15 protein-coding genes are annotated in these 19563 nt (G+C 69.6%); 7 read left to right on the top strand and 8 right to left on the bottom strand.

What is annotated here, in order from left to right; translation table 11 throughout:
• Positions 1 to 10: 10 nt before the first annotated feature.
• Positions 11 to 1906 carry a translational GTPase TypA gene (gene typA / locus PVE36_RS03490; RefSeq protein ID WP_277454600.1) on the bottom strand — a complete coding sequence of 632 codons (1896 nt, stop codon included), beginning with the start codon at positions 1904 to 1906 and terminating at the stop codon, positions 11 to 13.
• Positions 1907 to 2157: 251 nt separating this feature from the next.
• Here typA and PVE36_RS03485 point away from each other — a divergent pair, with 251 nt between their 5' ends.
• The 5 genes from PVE36_RS03485 to PVE36_RS03465 all read left to right on the top strand — a co-directional run bounded on the left by PVE36_RS03485 (position 2158) and on the right by PVE36_RS03465 (position 8124).
• A complete protein-coding gene (locus PVE36_RS03485) occupies positions 2158 to 3816 on the top strand; it encodes an ABC transporter substrate-binding protein (RefSeq protein ID WP_277454599.1) in 1659 nt (552 codons plus the stop codon).
• 108 nt (positions 3817 to 3924) lie between these two features.
• Positions 3925 to 4929: an ABC transporter permease gene (locus PVE36_RS03480; RefSeq protein WP_277454598.1), complete on the top strand. Its 1005-nt coding sequence runs from the start codon at positions 3925 to 3927 to the stop codon at positions 4927 to 4929.
• Positions 4929 to 5927 carry an ABC transporter permease gene (locus PVE36_RS03475; RefSeq protein WP_277454596.1) on the top strand — a complete coding sequence of 333 codons (999 nt, stop codon included), beginning with the start codon at positions 4929 to 4931 and terminating at the stop codon, positions 5925 to 5927. The genes PVE36_RS03480 and PVE36_RS03475 overlap by 1 nt, the downstream gene beginning before the upstream one ends.
• Before the next feature lie 5 nt (positions 5928 to 5932).
• The gene (locus PVE36_RS03470; RefSeq protein WP_277454594.1) at positions 5933 to 6967 is read left to right on the top strand and encodes an ABC transporter ATP-binding protein; all 1035 of its coding nucleotides are present in this window, start codon (positions 5933 to 5935) and stop codon (positions 6965 to 6967) included.
• Positions 6964 to 8124 (top strand): ABC transporter ATP-binding protein, encoded by a 1161-nt coding sequence (locus PVE36_RS03465; protein WP_277454593.1) that lies wholly within the window; start codon positions 6964 to 6966, stop codon positions 8122 to 8124. Before PVE36_RS03470 ends, PVE36_RS03465 begins: the two co-directional genes overlap by 4 nt.
• A 269-nt stretch (positions 8125 to 8393) precedes the next feature.
• Here the strand turns inward: PVE36_RS03465 and PVE36_RS03460 are convergent, their stop codons facing one another.
• From PVE36_RS03460 to malQ, 6 genes are all read right to left on the bottom strand, one after another.
• Positions 8394 to 9551, bottom strand: a complete 1158-nt coding sequence (locus PVE36_RS03460) for a dipeptide ABC transporter ATP-binding protein (RefSeq protein ID WP_277454592.1) — start codon at positions 9549 to 9551, stop codon at positions 8394 to 8396.
• Positions 9544 to 10545: an ABC transporter ATP-binding protein gene (locus PVE36_RS03455; RefSeq protein WP_277454591.1), complete on the bottom strand. Its 1002-nt coding sequence runs from the start codon at positions 10543 to 10545 to the stop codon at positions 9544 to 9546. The genes PVE36_RS03460 and PVE36_RS03455 overlap by 8 nt, the downstream gene beginning before the upstream one ends.
• Positions 10546 to 10564: 19 nt before the next feature.
• Entirely contained in the window at positions 10565 to 11578 is a 1014-nt protein-coding gene (locus PVE36_RS03450; protein ID WP_277454590.1) for an ABC transporter permease, read from the bottom strand.
• A complete protein-coding gene (locus tag PVE36_RS03445) occupies positions 11571 to 12497 on the bottom strand; it encodes an ABC transporter permease (protein ID WP_277454588.1) in 927 nt (308 codons plus the stop codon). The genes PVE36_RS03450 and PVE36_RS03445 overlap by 8 nt, the downstream gene beginning before the upstream one ends.
• 173 nt (positions 12498 to 12670) lie before the next feature.
• A complete protein-coding gene (locus PVE36_RS03440) occupies positions 12671 to 14320 on the bottom strand; it encodes an ABC transporter substrate-binding protein (protein WP_277454587.1) in 1650 nt (549 codons plus the stop codon).
• A gap of 211 nt (positions 14321 to 14531) precedes the next feature.
• Complete coding sequence (malQ, locus tag PVE36_RS03435; protein ID WP_277454584.1) at positions 14532 to 16634, bottom strand: 4-alpha-glucanotransferase; 2103 nt, start codon at positions 16632 to 16634, stop codon at positions 14532 to 14534.
• Between the two features lie 29 nt (positions 16635 to 16663).
• Here malQ and PVE36_RS03430 point away from each other — a divergent pair, with 29 nt between their 5' ends.
• Both PVE36_RS03430 and PVE36_RS03425 read left to right on the top strand, forming a co-directional pair.
• Positions 16664 to 17647, top strand: a complete 984-nt coding sequence (locus PVE36_RS03430; RefSeq protein WP_346780611.1) for a pirin family protein — start codon at positions 16664 to 16666, stop codon at positions 17645 to 17647.
• A 1-nt stretch (position 17648) separates the two neighbouring features.
• Positions 17649 to 18344 carry an alpha/beta hydrolase gene (locus tag PVE36_RS03425; protein WP_277454583.1) on the top strand — a complete coding sequence of 232 codons (696 nt, stop codon included), beginning with the start codon at positions 17649 to 17651 and terminating at the stop codon, positions 18342 to 18344.
• A 304-nt stretch (positions 18345 to 18648) separates the two neighbouring features.
• On the opposite strand, the gene PVE36_RS03420 is transcribed toward PVE36_RS03425, so the two are convergent.
• Entirely contained in the window at positions 18649 to 19560 is a 912-nt protein-coding gene (locus PVE36_RS03420; protein ID WP_277454582.1) for a universal stress protein, read from the bottom strand.
• Between the last annotated feature and the right edge of the window lie 3 nt (positions 19561 to 19563).

Below are 19563 nucleotides of genomic sequence, written 5' to 3'. Positions count from 1 at the left end.
GCCGACCTCCTCAGGAGTTGCGGGCCCGGGCCGCGCTGCGGGCGCGCATCGTGTGATCGAGCTCGACCTTGCGGATGCGCACGGCGTCCGGGGTGACCTCGACGCACTCGTCCTCGCGGCAGAACTCCAGCGACTGCTCGAGGCTGAGGCGGCGGGCAGGGACGACCTTCTCGAAGTTGTCCGCCGACGACGCGCGCACGTTCGTCAGCTTCTTCTCCTTGGTGATGTTGACGTCCATGTCGTCGGCGCGGGAGTTCTCGCCGATGATCATGCCCTCGTAGACCTCGGTGCCCGGCTCGGTGAAGAGCGTGCCGCGCTCCTGCAGGTTGACCATCGCGTAGGAGGTGACCGGGCCGGACCGGTCGGCGACGAGGGAGCCGGAGACGCGCGTGGTGATCGTGCCGAACCACGGCTCGTAGCCCTCGAAGACGTGGTGGGCGATGCCGGTGCCGCGGGTCTCGGTGAGGAACTCCGTGCGGAAGCCGATGAGGCCGCGCGAGGGCACGAGGAACTCCATGCGGATCCAGCCGGTGCCGTGGTTGGTCATCTGCTCCATGCGGCCCTTGCGGGCGGCCAGGATCTGGGTGATCGCGCCGAGGTACTCCTCGGGGGTGTCGATCGTCAGGCGCTCGACCGGCTCGTGGACCTTGCCGTCGACCTCGCGGGTGACCACCTGCGGCTTGCCGATGGTCAGCTCGAAGCCCTCGCGCCGCATCTGCTCGACGAGGATCGCGAGCGCGAGCTCACCGCGGCCCTGGACCTCCCAGGTGTCGGGGCGCTCGGTGGGCAGGACGCGCAGCGACACGTTGCCGACGAGCTCCTTGTCCAGCCGGTCCTTGACCATGCGCGCGGTGACCTTGGTGCCCTTCGTCGGTCCACGACCGACGAGCGGGGAGGTGTTGGTGCCGAGGGTCATCGAGATGGCCGGCTCGTCGACGGTGATGACCGGCAGCGGGATCGGGTTCTCGGCGTCGGCGATGGTGTCGCCGATCATGATCTCGGGGATGCCGGCGATGGCGATGATGTCGCCCGGGCGGGCGGTGCCGGTCTCCATCGGCACCCGCTCCAGGCCCTCGGTGATGAGCAGCTCGGTGATCTTGACCTTCTGCTGGCTGCCGTCGTGGCGGCACCAGGTCACCTGCTGGCCCTTGCGCAGCTCGCCGTTGAAGACGCGCAGCAGCGCGAGCCGACCGAGGAAGTTGCTCGAGTCGAGGTTGGTGACGTGCGCCTGGAGGGGGGCGTCGTCCTCGAAGGACGGGGCCGGGATGGTCTCCATGATCGTGCGGAACAGCGGCTCCAGGTCGCCGTTGTCGGGCAGCGTGCCGTCGTCCGGTCGCGTCATGCTGGCCGCGCCGGCCTTGCCCGAGGTGTAGACGATCGGGAACTCGATCTGGTCCTCGTCGGCGTCGAGGTCCATGAACAGCTCGTAGGCCTCGTCGACGACGTCGGCGATCCGGCTGTCGGGACGGTCGACCTTGTTGATCGCCAGGATGACCGGCAGCTTCGCCGCGAGCGCCTTGCGCAGGACGAAGCGGGTCTGCGGCAGCGGCCCCTCGGAGGCGTCGACGAGCAGGACGACCCCGTCGACCATGGACAGTCCGCGCTCGACCTCGCCACCGAAGTCGGCGTGACCGGGGGTGTCGATGATGTTGATCGTCACGCCGTCGGGTGCCCCGTGGGCGGCCGCGGAGGGACCGTTGTAGTGGATCGCCGTGTTCTTGGCGAGGATGGTGATGCCCTTCTCCCGCTCCAGGTCACCACTGTCCATGGCCCGCTCGTCGACGTGGTCGTGCTCGCCGAAGGCTCCCCCCTGCCAGAGCATCTTGTCGACGAGGGTGGTCTTGCCGTGGTCGACGTGGGCGACGATGGCGACATTGCGGATGTCGCGGCGGAAAGTCAGGGGCATGGGTGGGATTCTCTCAGGACGCGCACCCATGCCCCAAATGGCGCGGCCGGACCGGCCCGGCAGGTGAGGGTTTTCCCCCTTCGTCGCGGGCTGGTCCGCACACGCGGTATCACTCCGGTAAAGGTGACCCGCTGACGGCGCACCAGCCGACCATTGCCGCTAGATTGCCGGGTCAACCCGTGTGTGCGTCACGTCACACGGGGGTTCTCCGGGCAGTCCTGCCCGGGGCCGGCACGACAAGCGAGGATCACATGTCGATGAGGAAATCAGCTCCGCTGGCTGCGGCCGCCGCGGTGGCCCTGACCCTGAGCGCCTGCGCCGAGAGCGAGCGCGACGGTTCCGGTGGCAGCGGCGGAGAGGGCGGCGGCACCTTCACCTTCGGCGCCGCGGGCGCCCCCGAGGTGTTCGACCCCTTCTACGCCACCGACGGCGAGACCTTCCGCATCACCCGCCAGATCTTCGAGGGCCTCGTCGAGGTCAAGCCCGGCAGTGCCGAGCTCGGTCCCGGCCTGGCCACCGAGTGGGAGCCCAGCGAGGACGGCAAGGACTGGACCTTCACCCTGCGCGAAGGGGTGCAGTTCAGCGACGGTGAGCCGCTGAACGCCGAGGCCGTCTGCGCCAACTTCGAGCGGATGGCCAACCAGAACGAGGCCGCCCAGTCCGGCCCGGCCGAGTACTGGGCCTACAGCACGGGCGGTTTCGGCGAGGACTCCCTCTACGACGGCTGCGAGGTCGAGGACGAGCAGACCGTGGTCATCTCGGTCAAGCGCGCCACCTCGAAGTTCCCCGCGCTGCTCTCCCTCTCCTCCTTCGCGATGCAGTCGCCCAAGGCCCTCGAGGAGGGCAACGCGAACAACGTGAAGACGCAGGGGCAGGGCTTTGTCTACCCCGAGAACTCGAAGAACCCCGTCGGCAGCGGCCCGTACCTCTTCGAGGAGTACGACGAGGCCAACAAGACCGTGACCCTCGTCCGCAACGACGACTACTGGGGCGAGAAGGCGAAGACCGAGAAGATCGTCTTCAAGATCATCCCCGACGAGTCGACCCGTCGCCAGGAGCTCGAGGCCGGCAGCATCGATGGCTACGACCTGCCCAACCCCGTGGACTGGCAGGGCTTGGAGGAGGCCGGCAACAAGGTCGAGATCCGCGACCCCTTCAACATCCTCTACCTGGGCCTGAACCCGGAGTCGAACCCGAAGCTGAAGGACGTCAAGGTCCGTCAGGCGATCAACTACGCGATCGACCGGGAGAGCCTCGTCAGCTCCCAGCTGCCCGAGGGTGCGAGCGCGGCGTCGCAGTTCATGCCCGAGGCGGTCAAGGGGTACAACAGTGACCTCGAGCCCTACCCGCACGACGTGGACAAGGCGAAGGAGCTGCTGAAGGAGGCCGGCGCGGAGAACCTCACGCTGCAGTTCGCCTACCCGAGCCAGGTGTCCCGGCCGTACATGCCCAACCCGCAGAAGATCCACGAGGCCATCGCCAACAACCTCGAGGCGGCCGGCATCACCGTCAAGGCGACGACGAAGCCGTGGAACGGCGGGTACCTCGACAACGTCGACGCCGGTCAGTACGACGCCTGGCTGCTCGGCTGGACGGGTGACTACGACTCGGCCGACAACTTCGTCGGCACCTTCTTCGGCAACGCGTCGGCCAACGACTTCGGCACCGTCGAGGCCGGGTACGGCGAGCAGCTCGCCGAGGAGCTGGCCGAGGCCGACGGCACGGTCGACGAGGAGGAGCGCGCCGCCAAGTACGAGGAGCTGAACAAGAAGATCGCCGAGGAGTACGTCCCCGGCGCTCCGATCTCGCACTCCCCGCCGGCCATCGTGGTCAGCGAGGACGTCGAGGGGCTCGTCACGAGCCCGCTGACGGCCGAGCACTTCGACACCGTCACCGTCGGCGGCGAGTGAGCGGCCCCAGCTAGACACGCCCTCCACCCATCACCGGCGGTTCGGGGCCGTCGTGACCGATCACGGTCACGACGGCCCCGAGCCCCGCCGACAGCGAGGTCACTCCCTGTGCTGAAGTTCATCGTCCGACGGCTGATGCAGCTGGTGCTCGTCGTCTTCGTCCTGTCGATCCTGCTCTTCGCCTGGCTCCGCGCCCTGCCCGGCGGGGTCGTCTCCGCGATGCTCGGCGAGCGCGCCACACCGCAGTCGCGTGCGGCACTCACCGAGGCACTCGGCCTCAACGACCCCATCCCGGTGCAGTACCTGCACTTCCTCCAGCGGGCCGTCCAGGGTGACTTCGGCGTCTCCACGGGGGTCCAGACCGGCCGGCCGGCGCTGGAGATCTTCCTCGAGCGCTTCCCCGCGACGATCGAGCTGAGCGTCGTCGCCCTCGTGCTCGCGATCTCCCTCGCCATCCCCCTGGGCTACCTCTCGGCCCGACGCAGCGGCGGCGTCATCGACAACGCCTCGATCCTCGGGTCGCTCGTCGGGGTGGCCGTCCCCGTCTTCTTCCTCGCCTTCCTGCTGAAGTACTGGTTCGCCGTGGAGCTCGGCTGGCTGCCCGTCTCCGGCCGGCAGAGCATCGGCAACGCGACCTCGGTGACCGGCTTCTTCGTCCTCGACGGGATCCTCACCCGGGAGTGGGACGCCGTCTGGGACTCCTTCAAGCACCTGATCCTTCCCGGGATCGCCCTCGCCTCCATCCCCTTCGCAATGATCTTCCGGATCACCCGGGCGTCGGTCCTGGACGTCCTGGACGAGGACTTCGTCCGCACCGCGCAGGCGAAGGGGTTGAGTCACCGCGTCGTGCGCGGTCGCCACGTCATGCGCAACGCCCTCCTGCCGGTGGTCACCGCGGTCGGTCTGCAGATGGGACTGCTGCTGTCCGGCGCGGTGCTCACCGAGACCGTCTTCAACTTCGGTGGCGTCGGCAGTGCCCTCGAGGAGGCCTTCCGTGAGCGGGACTACCCCGTGCTCCAGATCATCGTGCTCGTGGCCGCCATCGCCTACGTCCTGGTGAACCTGCTCGTGGACATCCTCTACGCGCTCATCGACCCCCGAGTGAGGCCCTGATGACTTCGTCCGACAACGGCCCCCGACGGGGCCCCGGCGCGCGACGCAAGCAACGCATCGACGACCTCGCCGCGAGCGGTACGACCACGGCGACCGTCGACGAGGCGGGCGCCATCGACGAGGGCGCCGGCGTGTCGCTCATCGCCTCGGCGTGGCACCGGCTGCGCCGCAACCCGATCTTCCTGCTCGGTCTGGGCATCACCGTGGTGTTCGTCGTGCTCGCGACCATCTCGCCGCTGCTGGCCCCGCACGACCCGGCCGAGTGGATCCTCAAGGACCAGATCAGCCAGCAGACCAATCCCGTCCCCGACCCGCAGCCGGGCCACCCCCTCGGTGGGGACCCGAAGGGACGCGACCTGCTCTCGCGGCTGCTCATCGGCAGCCGCCAGACCCTGATGGTCGGCGTCCTGGCCACCCTGGGCGGGCTCACCGGCGGCGTCCTCCTGGGCACCATCGCCGGTGCCTTCGGCGGGTGGGTCGACTCGGTGGTCATGCGGGTCGTCGACGTGATGCTCTCGATCCCCTCGCTGCTGCTCGCGATGTCCATCGCCGTCATCGCCGCCGAGCCCAGCCAGTGGACGGTGATCATCGCCGTCGGCGCCGTGCAGGTCCCGATCTTCGCCCGCCTGCTGCGCGGCTCCATGCTCGCCGAGCGCAGCAAGGACCACGTCCTGGCGGCGCGGGCGCTGGGTGTCCGCCGTCGGGCGATCGTGCTGCGGCACATGCTGCCCAACTCCCTCGGCCCGGTCATCGTGCAGTCGACGCTCGTGCTCGCGACCGCGATCATCGATGCGGCCGCCCTGTCCTTCCTCGGCCTCGGCAACCCCGACGACTCCCAGCCCGAGTGGGGCCAGATGCTCGGCCAGGCCCAGCAGTACATCTACGACAACCCCCACCTGGCGTTCTACCCGGCGGCGTGCATCATCGTCGTCGCACTCGGCTTCACCCTCATGGGTGAGTCGCTGCGCGAGGCACTCGACCCCAAGAGCCGACGGTGACCACCATGACGACGACCCACTCCCAAGAGCCCCTGCTGTCCGTGCGGGACCTCACGGTCTCCTTCGGACGCAGGAACCAGGAATCCTTCGCCGCCGTCGACGGGCTCAGCTTCGACGTGCGGCCGGGCCAGACCGTCGGCCTCGTCGGCGAGTCGGGCTGCGGCAAGTCGGTCACCTCCCTGGCGATCATGGGCCTGCTGCCCCCGCACGGCAACGAGGTCACCGGCACGGTCTCCTACGACGGCCAGGACCTGCTCGCGATGCCGGAGAAGGAGCTGCGGGCGAAGCGGGGCCGGGAGATCAGCATGATCTTCCAGGACCCCCTGTCCTCGCTGAACCCCGTCGTGCCGATCGGCCGTCAGGTCAGCGAGGTCCTCGAGCGGCACCGGGGCCTGTCGCGCCGGGCTGCCAAGCCGCGCGCCCGGGACATGCTCGACAAGGTCGGCATCCCCGACCCGGACCGTCGTCTCACCGACTACCCGCACCAGCTGTCCGGCGGCATGCGGCAACGCGCCCTCATCGCGATGGCGCTCGCCTGCGAGCCCCGCCTGCTCATCGCCGACGAGCCGACGACGGCACTCGATGTGACGATCCAGGCGCAGATCCTGGCGCTGCTGCGTGACCTCGTGGAGGACACCGGGACGGCGCTGATCATGATCACCCACGACCTCGGGGTCGTCGCCGGCCTCTGCGACGAGATCAACGTCCTCTACGGCGGACGCCTCGTCGAGCGCGCCGAGCGCCATGCGCTCTTCGCCGAGCCCCGCCACCCGTACACCGGGGGCCTGCTCGCCAGCGTCCCCAGCCTCGACGGCGACCGGGGTGCACGCCTCAACCCCGTCCCGGGGTCGGTCGCGGACAACCTGCCGTGGACCAGCTCGTGCGCCTTCGCCCCCCGGTGCGCCAACGCGATCGACCGTTGCCTGGAGGTCACCCCCGACCTCGCGGTCACCGACGACCACCGGGCGCTGCGCTGCTTCAACCCGCTGGCCGGCACCCCTTCGCCCGCCGAGGGCGCCACGACCGAGGAGGTCCGATGAGCACCGACGCCACGACGAGAGCCGCCGGTCCCGAGCACGAGGACGGCGACGTGCTCGTCGACGTGCACGATCTCAAGGTCCACTTCCCCATCACGAAGGGAGTGATCTTCGACCGCGTCGTCGGGCACGTCTACGCGGTCGACGGCGTCGACCTGCAGATCCGACGGGGTGAGACCTACGGTCTCGTCGGCGAGTCCGGTTGCGGCAAGTCGACCCTGGGGCGGGCGATCCTGCACCTCGAGCCGGCGACCGAGGGAACCGTCACCTTCGACGGGGAGGCGATCAGCACGCTCAAGGGCGAGGAGCTGCGGCGTCGACGGCGGGACCTGCAGATGATCTTCCAGGACCCGATGGGCAGCCTGGACCCACGACAGAGCGTCGAGGCGCTGCTCGTCGAGGGGATGCGCGCCCACGGCATCGTCAAGGACGCCAAGGACGCCGGCCCCCGCCTGCGCCAGCTGCTGAAGGACGTGGGCCTGCCCACGGCCGCCCTGAAGAAGTACCCGCACGAGTTCTCCGGTGGTCAGCGCCAGCGCGTCGGCATCGCGCGGGCCCTGAGCGTCGAGCCGGAGCTGATCGTGGCCGACGAGCCGGTCTCGGCCCTGGACGTCTCCGTGCAGGCGCAGGTGATCAACCTGCTGTCCGACCTGCAGGAGCGCTACGGGTTGACCTACCTCGTGATCGCCCACGACCTCGCCGTCGTCCGCCACATCTCCGACCGGGTCGGGGTGATGTACCTCGGCGGGATCGTCGAGGAGGCCGACGCCGACGACCTCTACACCACTCCCCTGCACCCCTACACGCGTGCGCTGCTGTCCGCCATCCCGGTGCCGGACCCGGTCGTCGAGGACTCCCGTGAGCAGATCCTGCTCACCGGCGACCTCCCGTCACCGGCCAACCCCCCGTCGGGGTGCCGCTTCCACACGCGGTGCCCGTGGCGCCAGGAGTCGCTGTGCGACACCGAGCGGCCGCAGCTGCGGGTCGTCGACATCGACGGTGCGGGCAGCGGTCACAAGGTCGCCTGCCACTGGGCCGAGGACATCGCCGCCGGCCGCATCCAGGCGCACGAGGTCACCCCCGAGGCCGATGAGACCGGCGCCGAGCTCGCCGCGAGGCAGGAGGCGGAGCGACTCACCGAGGACCTCCCCTTCGCCTGACCCGACCCGACTCTCCCTCTGCGCACGTGCGCTGCCTTCGCAAAAGCCTAAGCAGTTGCGAAGGGAGGGGCCCGAACTGTCGCAAGAGCCTAAGCAGTTGCGAAGGGATGGGCCGAACTGTCGCAGGAGCCTAAGCAGTTGCGAAGGGATGGGCCGAACCGTCGCAGGAGCCTGAGCAGTTGCGAAGGGTTGGGTGTGCGCCGGGGGCGGGAACGACAGCGCCCCCACCCGATGACCGAGTGGGGGCGCCGTGGTGTGGGCGGAGCTCGTCAGTGACCTGAGCCTGCGCTGGAGGTCTCGACGTGCGGCCCCGCGGTCGGGCCGCCGGTCTGTCCCTCGGCCAGGACGTCGCTCGTGTCGACGTCCCCCTGCCCGGCGAACAAGCTTCGCTGGTCCTTGCCGGTGAGGTCCTCGGTCTCGACGATGACCTTCGGCTCGGCGAAGTGGCACCGGGAGTCGTGCTCGCCGACGCCGTCCGGGCGCGGGATGAGCTCCGGCGGCGGCTCGACCTTGCAGATGTCCTGCGCCTTCCAGCAGCGGGTGTGAAAACGGCACCCGGCCGGCGGGTTGGCCGGCGAGGGGACGTCGCCCTGCAGCACGATCTGGTCGCGCTTGCCCCGCAACGTGGGGTCGGGCACGGGCACTGCGGACAGCAGCGCCTGCGTGTACGGGTGCGTCGGCCGGGAGTAGATGTCGTCCTCGTCCCCGATCTCGACCATCTTGCCGAGGTACATCACGGCGACCCGGTCGGAGATGTGCCGCACGACCGACAGGTCGTGGGCGATGAAGACGTAGGACAGGCCCAGCTCGTCCTGCAGCTTCTCCATCAGGTTGATCACCTGTGCCTGGACGGAGACGTCCAGGGCCGAGACCGGCTCGTCACAGATCAGGACCTTCGGGTTCAGCGCGATGCCGCGGGCGATGCCGATGCGCTGGCGCTGACCGCCGGAGAACTGGTGCGGGTAGCGGTTGACGTGCTCGGGGTTGAGACCGACGAGCTCGAGGAGCTCCTGCACGCGTGCACGCCGCTTGTCCTTCGGCACGACGTCGGTGTGGATCTCGAAGGGCTCGGCGACGATCTCACCGACGGTGCGCCGTGGGTTGAGGGAGGTGTAGGGGTCCTGGAAGACGATCTGGATGTCGCGCCGCAGGCGCCGCATCTCCGCCCCCGACTGCTTGAACATGTCCGTGCCGTCGAACTCGATCGAGCCCTCGGTCGGCTCCTCCAGCCGCATCAGCAGCCGACCCAGCGTGGACTTGCCACAGCCGGACTCGCCCACGACACCGAGTGTCTCGCCGCGTCGCAGCTCGAAGTCGACTCCGTCGACCGCGCGGACGTGGCCGACCGTGCGGCGCAGGACGCCGCCCTTGATCGGGTAGTGCTTCTTCAGGCCCGTGGCCTTGAGGATGACGTCATGATCAGGCATTCAGCACCTCCTGGCTGAAGTGGCACGCCGACTGGCGGCGCGGGCCCACGTCGAGCAGCTCGGGACGGTCGACCCGGCAGATGTCCTGGGCCATGACGCAGCGCGGGTGGAAGGCGCAGCCCGGAGGGATCCGGGTGAGGTTCGGCGGCAGGCCGCCGATCGCCGACAGCTGCTGACCCTTCTGGTCCAGTCGGGGGATCGACTCCAGCAGACCCTTGGTGTAGGGGTGGGCCGGCTGGGCGTAGATGTCCTCGACCTCGGCCCGCTCGACGATGCGTCCGGCGTACATGACCGCAATCCGGTCGGCGACGTCGGCGACGACGCCGAGGTCGTGGGTGATGAGGATCATGCCCATGTTGTGCTCGTGCTGCAGGTCCTGGAGCAGCTCCATGATCTGCGCCTGGACGGTCACGTCCAGGGCGGTGGTCGGCTCGTCGGCGATGAGCACCTTCGGGTCCAGGGCGATCGCCATGGCGATCATGATCCGCTGGCGCATCCCACCGGAGAACTGGTGCGGGTAGGCCTTGACGCGCTGCTTGGCGCCGGGGATGTTGACCCGCTCCATCAGGCGCACGGCCTGGTCGTAGGCGTCGGAGCGGTTCATGCCCCGGTGCTGGCGGAACATCTCGCCGATCTGCCAGCCCACGGGGAAGACCGGGTTGAGCGAGCTCAGGGCGTCCTGGAAGATCATCGAGACATCGGGTCCCCGCCCCTTCCGTCGCTTCTCGTCCTCCATGGTCAGCAGATCCTCACCCTTGTAGAGGATGCGGCCCTTGGTGATGCGCGCCGGGGGGATGTCGAGGATGCCCATGATCGCTTGGGCGGTCACGGACTTGCCGGAGCCGGACTCGCCGAGGATCGCCAGGGTCTCCCCCTCGTCGAGGGAGAAGTCCACGCCGTTGATCGCCTGGGCCACGCCTTCGTCGGTGTGGAACTCGACGTGCAGGTCGTCGACCTCGAGCAGGCGCTCGCCGGTCGTCGTCGGGGTACTCATGTGGTCACTCACCTTGCTCTCAGCGACTCTTCGGGTCGAAGGCGTCACGCACGGAGTCACCGAGCATGATGAAGGCCAGGACCGCGAGGCTGAGGAAGAGGGCGGGGAAGAAGAGGATGTAGGGCTCGGTCCGCAGTGCGATCTGGGCGTCGGTGATCATCACGCCCCAGGACACGGTCGGCGGACGCAGGCCGATACCCAGGTACGACAGGGTCGCCTCGACGCTGATGTAGGCACCGAGGTTGATCGTGCTCACCGCGATGACGGGGGCCATCGCGTTGGGCAGGATGTGCCGCCGGGTGATCCGCATCGGCGAGGCTCCGAGGGCCCGGGCCGCCTGGACGTAGTCGTTGGGCTTGACCTGCAGCACCGAGGAGCGCATGAGGCGCATGATGCTCGGCCAGCCGAAGATCACCAGCACGAGGACGACCTGGAAGATCACGCCGAAGTACCCCTGGATCGGGACGCCGAAGATCGTGTCCTCCTCACGCATGGCGGCCAGGAAGATGATGCCGGCCAGCAGCAGCGGGATGGCGAAGAAGATGTCCGCCACGCGGCTGACGAGGGCGTCGGCCCAGCCGGAGACGTACCCGGCGAGCAGACCCATGATGCTGCCCAGTACCAGTGCGCCCGACGCCGCGAAGACACCCACGAGGATCGAGGCCCGTGCGCCGTAGACGACGCGGCTGTAGATGTCGTAACCCTGACGGTCGGTACCGAACCAGTGCTCCGTGCTGGGCGACTGCATCGCCCGGCTGAGCACGCCGTAGTGCGGGTCCTGGTTGGTGAAGAGCGAGGGCCAGGCGGCCATCAGCAGGAATATCAGGACCAGGACGCTGGAGACCCAGAACAACGGATTGCGCTTGAGCGAGCGGAAGGCGTCCGCGCTCAGCGACCGTGCGACGACCTGGTCGTCGTCGACGACCGGCCGACCGTCGGCACTGACCCCTGAGCTGCTCACGGGTTCTGCGCCGGGTGTCTCCCGCTCGGGCTGGGGCGTCTCGGGTGCGGTGCGGGTCTTCTTGTCAGTCATGGCTGATCCTCGGGTCCAGTACGCCGTACAGGAGGTCGACGATGAGGTTCACGATGAGGTAGATGATCACCAGCGCGGTCACCGCGCCGACGACGGCCATGCCGTCGCGGTTGTGGATCCCCTCGAAGATGTACCCACCGACGCCGTGGATGTTGAAGATGCCCTCCGTGACGATGGCACCGCCCAGGAGCGCTCCGAAGTCGTAACCCATGAAGGTGATGACGGGGATCATCGAGTTGCGCAGGGTGTGCACGCCGATGATGCGTCCCTGCTTCAGTCCCTTGGCCTTGGCGGTGCGCACGTAGTCGGACTTGAAGTTCTCACCGATGTTGCTGCGCATGAGTCGGGCGATGTAGGCCATGGACAGCGAGCCGAGGACGAAGCCCGGCAGGAGCAGGCTGTAGAAGGAGTACTCGGCCCCCACGAGGGCCGGGACGACCCCGAGATTCAGCCCGAGGATGTACTGCAGGGTGAAGCCGGTGACGAAGATGGGCACCGAGATCACGAAGAGGGTGCTCACCAGGACGAGATTGTCCAGGAAGCCACCCTTGCGCAGGCCGGCCAGCACACCCGCGAGGATGCCGATGACACCCTCGATGACCAGGGCCATAAGTCCCAGCTGGGCGGTGACGGTGAAGCGGTCCTTCAGGTCCTCCGACACCGGGATGCCGTACTGGTTCTCGCCCAGGTCGCCCTGGGCCACCTTGGCCATGTACTTGCCGTACTGGACGGGCAGGGGGTCGTTGAGGTTGTACTTCTCGTTGAACTCGGCAATGTACGCGGGCGGGCACGGCCGCTCACCACACTTGCCTGCCGTGGGATCACCAGGCATGGCAAAGACCATGGCGTAGATCAGGAACGTGGCGCCGATGATGACGGGGATCATCTGCAGCAGTCGGCGGACGATGTATTTACCCACGTTCACCTCCTAGGGGTGTTGGTGGCGCTGTGACGCCGGCAGAGGATAACTCTTCCAGATGCTCGGGGACGCGCCCACGGGTCGAGGGCGTCCCGAGCGCGGACACACCAACCGGCCGGCCACCTTCAGGGGTGACCGGCCGGTGGTGGACTAGCTCAGACCGAGCGGTCCGATCACTTGGTGGTGACCTTGGCCAGGTCCGGGTTGCCGAACGGGGTGGCCTTGACGTTCTCCACGTCGTCGGACCAACCCATCATGGACTGGCCGTACCACAGCGGGATGGCTGGCATGTCCTCGAGCATGACGCGCTCCGCCTCCTGGTACATCTCGTTGGCCTCGGCCGGGTCGTCCGACGCCGCAGCCTTGGTCAGCAGCTCCTCGAACTCGGGGTTGGCGTACTGGTAGTAGTTCGAGGCCGCGCCCTTGCTGAAGATCGGGGCGAGGTAGTTCTCGATGGACGGGTAGTCCATGACCCAACCCATGCGCCACAGGCCCTCGAGCTCGTTGTTGCCGAGCTTGGTCAGCATGGTGGCGAAGTCGACGGTCGGGGAGGCGACGCAGTTGACGCCGAGGGTGTTCTTGATCGAGTTGCAGACCGCCTCGGTCCACTCCTTGTGGCCACCGTCACCGTTGTAGGTGAGGGTCAGCTTGCCGTCGTAGCCGCCGGCCTTCTCGAAGAGGTCCTTGGCTTTCTCCTCGTCGTACACGCAGTACTCACCGCACTGGTCTTCCTTGAACCCGTCGACGACGGGGGAGACGACGCCGGTGGACGGCTCGTAGGCGTTGTTGAAGATCTGCTTGACGATCGTCTCGCGGTCGATCGCCATCGACAGGGCGTGGCGCAGGTCCTTGTTCGCCAGCTTCTTGTCGATGTGGTAGTTCATGCCGATCCACTGCGAGGTGGAGTTCGGCTGGGTGAGGTAGTTGCCCTCACCGAGGTCGGACTTGAACTTGTCGCCGACCAGGGCGTTGGCCGGGATCGCGTCGATGATGTCGATCTCGTCCGCGAGGAGGGAGGTGTAGGCGGCCTCCTGCTCCTTGAAGATCCTGAAGGTGATCTTCTCGGTCTCGCCGGCGTACTCACCCGCGTAGTCCTCGAACTGGCTCAGGCTGATGGCCTGGTTCTTCTCCCAGGAGTCGAACTTGTACGGGCCGGCCGCGATCGGCTCCTCGCCGAAGGCCTCCGGGTCCTCGAAGAAGGCGTCCGGCTGCGGAGCGAAGGCGGTGTAGCCCAGACGCATCGGCAGGTTCGAGACCTTCTCGCTGGTCTTGATGGTGAAGGTGTGGTCGTCGACGACCTTCAGGCCGGACATCTCCTCGAGGGAGGGCTTGCCGTCACCGGCGCAGGGGTCATCGCCCTCGCCGCTGCACTGCGTCTCGTTGAAGCCCTGGATCGGGGCGTAGAAGTAGGACCCCTGCTGGGCGTTCGGACCGTAGGCCGTGTAGTTCCAGGCGTCGACGAAGTTGTGGGCCTTGACCTCGGTCCCGTCGTGGAACTTGTAGCCCTCCTTGAGCTTGACCGTGAAGTTCTGGTTGTCCTCGGTCTCGATGGACTCGGCGATGTCCATCTCCGGCTCGGCCGTCTCGGTGTTGTAGTGGATGAGCTTGGCGGTCATGACGTCCAGGACGTTCCCACCACAGGTCTCACCCGTGTTTCCTGCGATCAGCGGGTTCTCCGGGGTGCAGCCGGAGACGACGATCTCGCCGCCACCGTCGCCGCCGGAACCGCCGCTGCTGTCGTCGCTGCTGCCGCCGCACGCGGTCGCGAGAAGCGCGACCGCGGAGATGCTGGCAATAGCCATCGAGCGAGACTTCACTCGCATGGATGTCCTCCTACGTCATGCCGCCGAGTTGGCGGTCCGATCAGCGTCACCGTCGGCCGGTGGCGCCCCTGGGTGCAGCGCGGTCAGCGGCTGCTCGTGACATCAAAAACCACGGAATGGTCAAATTCCATGGACACGTGTGCGGTGAGACACAACTGTGACTCTTCGGAGACCACCCCGCCATCGGCCGCCGAAGATGCAGGGTTAACCCTCAGGGGCGGCTGCGCGACCCGCCCACGACGTCCTCGAGGAGAAGCGGGACGCGGTCCGGTCCGGCCAGCGGCAGCCGCCAGTTCGGGTACTCCTCGTCGGTCCCAGGCTGGTTGATCGCGCGGACGTCACCGACGAGGTCGGTCAGGGCGTACCCGCGGAGCCTGGCCGGGGTCAGGGCGAGCCACCGGTGCATGGCGGCCACGACCGCACCGGTGGGGGCGAAGGGGGTCTCGAGCAGCCCGCGCTCGGCCAGGGCCGAGCGCACGGCCGCGATGCTCCCTTCCTCCGCCTCGGTCTCCGCCTCGACCGGCCGGGTGAGCAGACCGAGCCGCTCGCGGATCGCCACGTGCTCGAGGTGGAGGTACCCGGCGGTCGGCGGGATGTCGTGCGTGGTCACGGTCGCCAGGCACAGCTCGCGGTAGTCCTCCGGCGGCCTGGGCCGGCCGTCCACCCACTCGAACCACATGACGCTCGTGCCGAGGATCCCCCGTTCGCTCAGGTGCTCGCGCACCCACGGCTCGACGACGCCCAGGTCCTCCCCGATGACGACCGCCCCGGCCCGCGCGGCCTCGAGCGCCAGGATGCCGATGAGCGCCTCGTGGTCGTAGCGCACGTAGGCACCCTCGCCCGGGTCGTGGTCCTCCGGCACCCACCACAGCCGGAAGAGTCCGATGATGTGGTCCACGCGCAGCCCGCCGGCGTCCCGCAGGACGGCGCGCAGCATGTCCCGGAAGGGGGCGTACCCCGTCTCGGCGAGCCGGTCCGGCCGCCACGGCGGCTGGGACCAGTTCTGGCCGAGCTGGTTGAACTGGTCAGGCGGGGCGCCGACCTCGATCCCCCGGGCGAGCACGTCCTGCAGCGCCCACGAGTCGGCCCCCTCGGGGTGGATGCCGACGGCGAGGTCGCCGACGATGCCGATCCCCATGCCGCTCGCGCGCAGCGCCTCGCGGGCGCCGGCGAGCTGGTGGCGCACGAGCCACTGCAGCCACATCGTGAAGGCGATCTCCTCCCCGTGGGCTCGCTGGTGCGCCTCGACGGCAGCGCCGCGCGGGTCGTGCAGCTCCCGGGGCCAGTCGCTCTCCCACTCCGTGCCGTGGACGGCGGCGATGCTGCACCACGTCGCGAAGTCGAGGAGTGCCTGCCCCTCCTGCTCGCGCAGCGCGGCGACGTGGGCGTCGTGGTGGGGGCCGAGGTGGCGGAACGCGGTGCGCAGCGCCCGGCGCTTGATCTCCCAGACGGCGTCCCGGTCGATCGTGTCGGCCTCGTTGAGCTCCTGCCCCCGGGTCACGAGCTCGGCGATCTCCGCGCGGGCGTCCGGCGGCAGCGCGTCGGCGTCGGGCAGGTTGCGCAGGTCGATGTAGACCGGGTTGACGAAGCGCCGCGAGGTCGGCAGGTACGGCGACGGCTCCATCGGCGCGACCGGCTCGGCCGCGTGCAGCGGGTTGACGAGCACGAAGTCGTGCCCGTGCTCGCGCGCGGCCCACTCCCCCAGGGTGACGAGGTCACCCACGTCGCCGATCCCCTGGCTGCCGCGGCTGCGCACCTGGTACAGCTGCGTCATCAGGCCGTCACGCGGCCCCGGCACGGTCTCCGGCAGGTCGAGCCGGGTCGGGACGGTGACGAGGACGGCCCGCTCGCTGCCGGGCAGCAACGGCGCCGACTCCGTCACGGCGACGAGCTCGTGCCACCCCAGCGGCAGGTCCGCCGGCAGCTCGAAGGCCGCCTCCCCGACCCGCTCGCCGTCGACCTCGCGCGGCTCCACGACGTGCTCGACCTGCTCCAGCAGGCGGCGCCCTCCCCCTTCGAGCTCCACGGAGACGGAGACGGCGGCGCCGTGGGAGACGTGGACGAGCACGCGGGTGGCCTCCCCGGCCCGCTGCACCACCGTCGGCGGCAGCGTCCGGCGCCACGGGAGGGTGCGGGTGCGCTCGAGGGATGCGGCGAGCGCCTCCTCGTCGTCGGTCTCCTCGCCCATCGCGGACAGCACGGCGCGAAGGGAGGAAGCCGGCACCGTGCGCCGCTCCCCGCGCCAGTCCCACCACCGGGTGGAGACCCCGCGCGCCTCGGCCAGGTCCTCCAGCAGGGTGCTCTCGTCGCTCACCCGGCCACCCTCCTGCAGCGTGAATGCCGGTGTCCACCCCCGCCCGCTCCCCCGAGCACGCGGGTAGCGTGGGGATGGTGGCCCACCTGCAGATCCTCATCCCGCGCGAGGTGCCGTTGGGCGGCCCCCGCGCCATGCACGTCCGTCGCACCGTCCCCTCCCGCGCACGCTCGCTCGTGGGAGCGTGGTGCTTCCTCGACCACTACGGGCCCGACGACGTCTCGGCCACCGGCGGGATGGCCGTCCCCCGGCACCCGCACACCGCCCTGGCGACCGTCTCGTGGCTCTTCACCGGCGAGATCGAGCACCGTGACTCCACCGGCGTGCACGCGACGATCAGGCCGGGCGAGCTGAATCTCATGACCGCCGGTCGCGGCGTGAGCCACTCGGAGTTCTCCACCCCGCAGACCTCGACCCTGCACGGCGTGCAGCTGTGGTTCGCGCTGCCCGGGTGGGCCGTGGGTGTCGAGCCGTCCTTCGTCCACCACGTGCCCGAGCCGATGTACGTCCCCGGCGGGATCATCCGGGTCTTCCTCGGCAGCCTGCTCGACGTCGAGTCACCGATCACGACACCGACACCGCTGCTCGGCGCGGAGCTGCTCCTCGACGCCGACGCCGAGACCGTCCTGGACGTCCCGGAGGGCCACGAGCACGCCGTCCTCCTCGACGACGGCGACGTCACCGTCGACGGGCAGGGCCTCGAGGCAGCCGAGCTCGGCTACCTCTCCCCCGGACGCACCCGCATCAGCCTGCGTTCTGCGACGGGTGCGCGCCTGCTCATCATCGGCGGCGAACCCCTCGGCGAGGAGATCGTCATGTGGTGGAACTTCGTCGGCCGCAGCCACGACGACATCGTCGCCGCCCGGGACCGGTGGATGAGCGAGATCGGCGCGGGCACCGAGCCGGCCGCCGGGCCGGAGCGTTTCGGCCCCTTCGAGGCGGGGCAGGCGGAACAGGTGAGCCCCCTTCCCGCCCCCGCCATGCCCGGCGGGCGACTGCGAGCGAGGGCCTGACATGCCGATCATCAGACCGACCGCACGGACCGTCTTCGTCCACGGCCGTGGCCGCAGCGGGCCCGAGGCCTGGCCGCTGCAGGCCGGGGCCGAGAACCCCGATGACGTCTTCCTGCGGCGCACCGGCCGGGCCGACCAGCCCGAGCGCGACGCCGACCGGGTCATCGAGGCCCTCGGCGGACGCGGCCACGTCGTCGGGCACTCCTACGGCACGGTGACCGCCGTGCTCGCCGCGCAACGACGCCCGGACCGGCTGCGCAGCCTCGTGCTCCTCGGTCCGGCCTGCTTCGACCTCGCCCGGGGCGGCCGCCGCGTCGAGCGGCACATCCGGGCCCTCGCTCCCGTCTTCGCGCTCGCCGACGACCCGGAGGTGGGGGGCCCGGAGTTCCTCGCACGCTTCGCAGCGGGCATGGGGTCACCGCCACCGGACCTCGACCCCGGCACGTGCGAGGAGGTCGCCGCGCGCATGCGCACGACCCCGGCGCCGTGGGAGATCTCGCTGCGCGCGGACACCCTCCGGCTCGTGCCGACGCTCGTGATCACCGGTGACCAGTGGCCGCTCTACACCGAGGTCGCCGAGGCGCTCGCAGCGAAGGGGGCGCAGCACCTCGTCCTGCGCGACACCGACCACCGCCCCCAGGACACCGAGGAGGGCGCGGAGGCGATCCGGCGCTTCCACGCCGAGCACGCGGGCTGAGTTCACGCCTTCGGTCCGGAGCTACCCGAGGCGTCCGCTGCTCGGCAGGTCCGCTCCCGAAGGCCCGAGGCGTCCGCTCCCGAGGGCGTCGAGGCGTCCGCTCCCGAAGGGAGGGGGCGGCCCTTGGCGCGAAGTCCGGACTCGTGGCGTACACAGAGGTGCCTCTCAGTGCCGGTCCGGACTTCGGCCTGAGCCGTGCCGCCCCCTCCCTTCGTGCGCTTCCATCACCACTCACCGGGCCCGCGTCGGTAGGAGCGTGGCCGGCGGCAGAGGCACCTCCCCTGACCACTCCGGAGGAAGCGGCCTAGTGCTTGTGCAGCACCCCGACCGGGACGGTCGCCCGGCCCAGGATCCGCTGGGACACCGAGCCGAGGAGCATCCCGCGGAAGCCTCCGCGGCCGCGGGAGCCGACGAGGAGCAGGTCGGCGCCATGGGCGACCTCGACGAGCGTGTCGGCGGCGCGGCCGTGGTGGACCTCGACGGAGACGTCGATCTCGGGGTGGGCCGCGCGCAGGTCGGCGATCGTCGCCTCGGCCATGTCGCGGTAGCGCTTGTCGACCGTCTCCCACTCGGGCGAGCCCGGCTCGGTGACGACGACGCCGTTCACGACCTCGACGTTCCACGAGGTGACGGTCGTGACCGTCTTGCCCCGCAGCGCGGCGACCTCGAGGGCGTACTGGAAGGCCAACCGGCTGTGCTCGCTGCCGTCGATGCCGACGACGACCCGGCCGTCGCCCCTGACGTCGCAGTCCTCCGGCACGAGCACGACGGGGCAGGGTGAGTGCGCGACGACGCTCAGCGAGGTCGTGCCCAGGACGATCCGCTCGGCCTTGGTCTTGCGGGCGGAGCCGACGACGAGCAACCGCGCGCCGTCGGCGGCGTTGAGCAGGCCACCTGCCGGGGCGCCCGTGGGCAGCGCGATCGTCACGGCGAGCGCGGGGTGGGTCGCGGTCACGCGCTCCCTGGCCTCGGTGGCCACGCGCACCGACTCCTGCTCGACCTTGTCGACGATGTCGGGGCTGGTCAGCAGCTCCCCGTACGCGGACAGCGGGGTGCCGAGGTCGACGGCGTGGACGAGATGGAGGGGTGCGCCCACGGCGACGGCCTCGGCAGCGGCCCAGTCGAGGACGGCCGGGTCACGGTGGCTGCCGTCGATGGCGGCGATGACGGCCCCGGCGGGCGTCGGGGCGTCCTGCATGCTCGCGTCGGTGCTCATGGC

It is taken from the genome of Janibacter sp. DB-40, from assembly GCF_029510815.1.
Lineage (GTDB): Bacteria > Actinomycetota > Actinomycetes > Actinomycetales > Dermatophilaceae > Janibacter.
Note: the sequence above shows the minus strand (reverse complement) of the source record. Positions and strands in the feature narration are given on the sequence as shown.

What these genes read in the sequence shown, in the direction of transcription:
- PVE36_RS03485 (WP_277454599.1), top strand. Translation starts at nt 2,158, where the DNA reads ATGTCGATGAGGAAATCAGCTCCGCTGGCTGCGGCCGCCGCGGTGGCC.
- PVE36_RS03475 (WP_277454596.1), top strand. Translation starts at nt 4,929, where the DNA reads ATGACTTCGTCCGACAACGGCCCCCGACGGGGCCCCGGCGCGCGACGC.
- PVE36_RS03465 (WP_277454593.1), top strand. Translation starts at nt 6,964, where the DNA reads ATGAGCACCGACGCCACGACGAGAGCCGCCGGTCCCGAGCACGAGGAC.
- PVE36_RS03460 (WP_277454592.1), bottom strand. Translation starts at nt 9,551, where the DNA reads ATGCCTGATCATGACGTCATCCTCAAGGCCACGGGCCTGAAGAAGCAC.
- PVE36_RS03420 (WP_277454582.1), bottom strand. Translation starts at nt 19,560, where the DNA reads ATGAGCACCGACGCGAGCATGCAGGACGCCCCGACGCCCGCCGGGGCC.
- typA (WP_277454600.1), bottom strand. Translation starts at nt 1,906, where the DNA reads ATGCCCCTGACTTTCCGCCGCGACATCCGCAATGTCGCCATCGTCGCC.
- PVE36_RS03455 (WP_277454591.1), bottom strand. Translation starts at nt 10,545, where the DNA reads ATGAGTACCCCGACGACGACCGGCGAGCGCCTGCTCGAGGTCGACGAC.
- PVE36_RS03425 (WP_277454583.1), top strand. Translation starts at nt 17,649, where the DNA reads ATGCCGATCATCAGACCGACCGCACGGACCGTCTTCGTCCACGGCCGT.
- PVE36_RS03440 (WP_277454587.1), bottom strand. Translation starts at nt 14,320, where the DNA reads ATGCGAGTGAAGTCTCGCTCGATGGCTATTGCCAGCATCTCCGCGGTC.
- PVE36_RS03470 (WP_277454594.1), top strand. Translation starts at nt 5,933, where the DNA reads ATGACGACGACCCACTCCCAAGAGCCCCTGCTGTCCGTGCGGGACCTC.
- PVE36_RS03450 (WP_277454590.1), bottom strand. Translation starts at nt 11,578, where the DNA reads ATGACTGACAAGAAGACCCGCACCGCACCCGAGACGCCCCAGCCCGAG.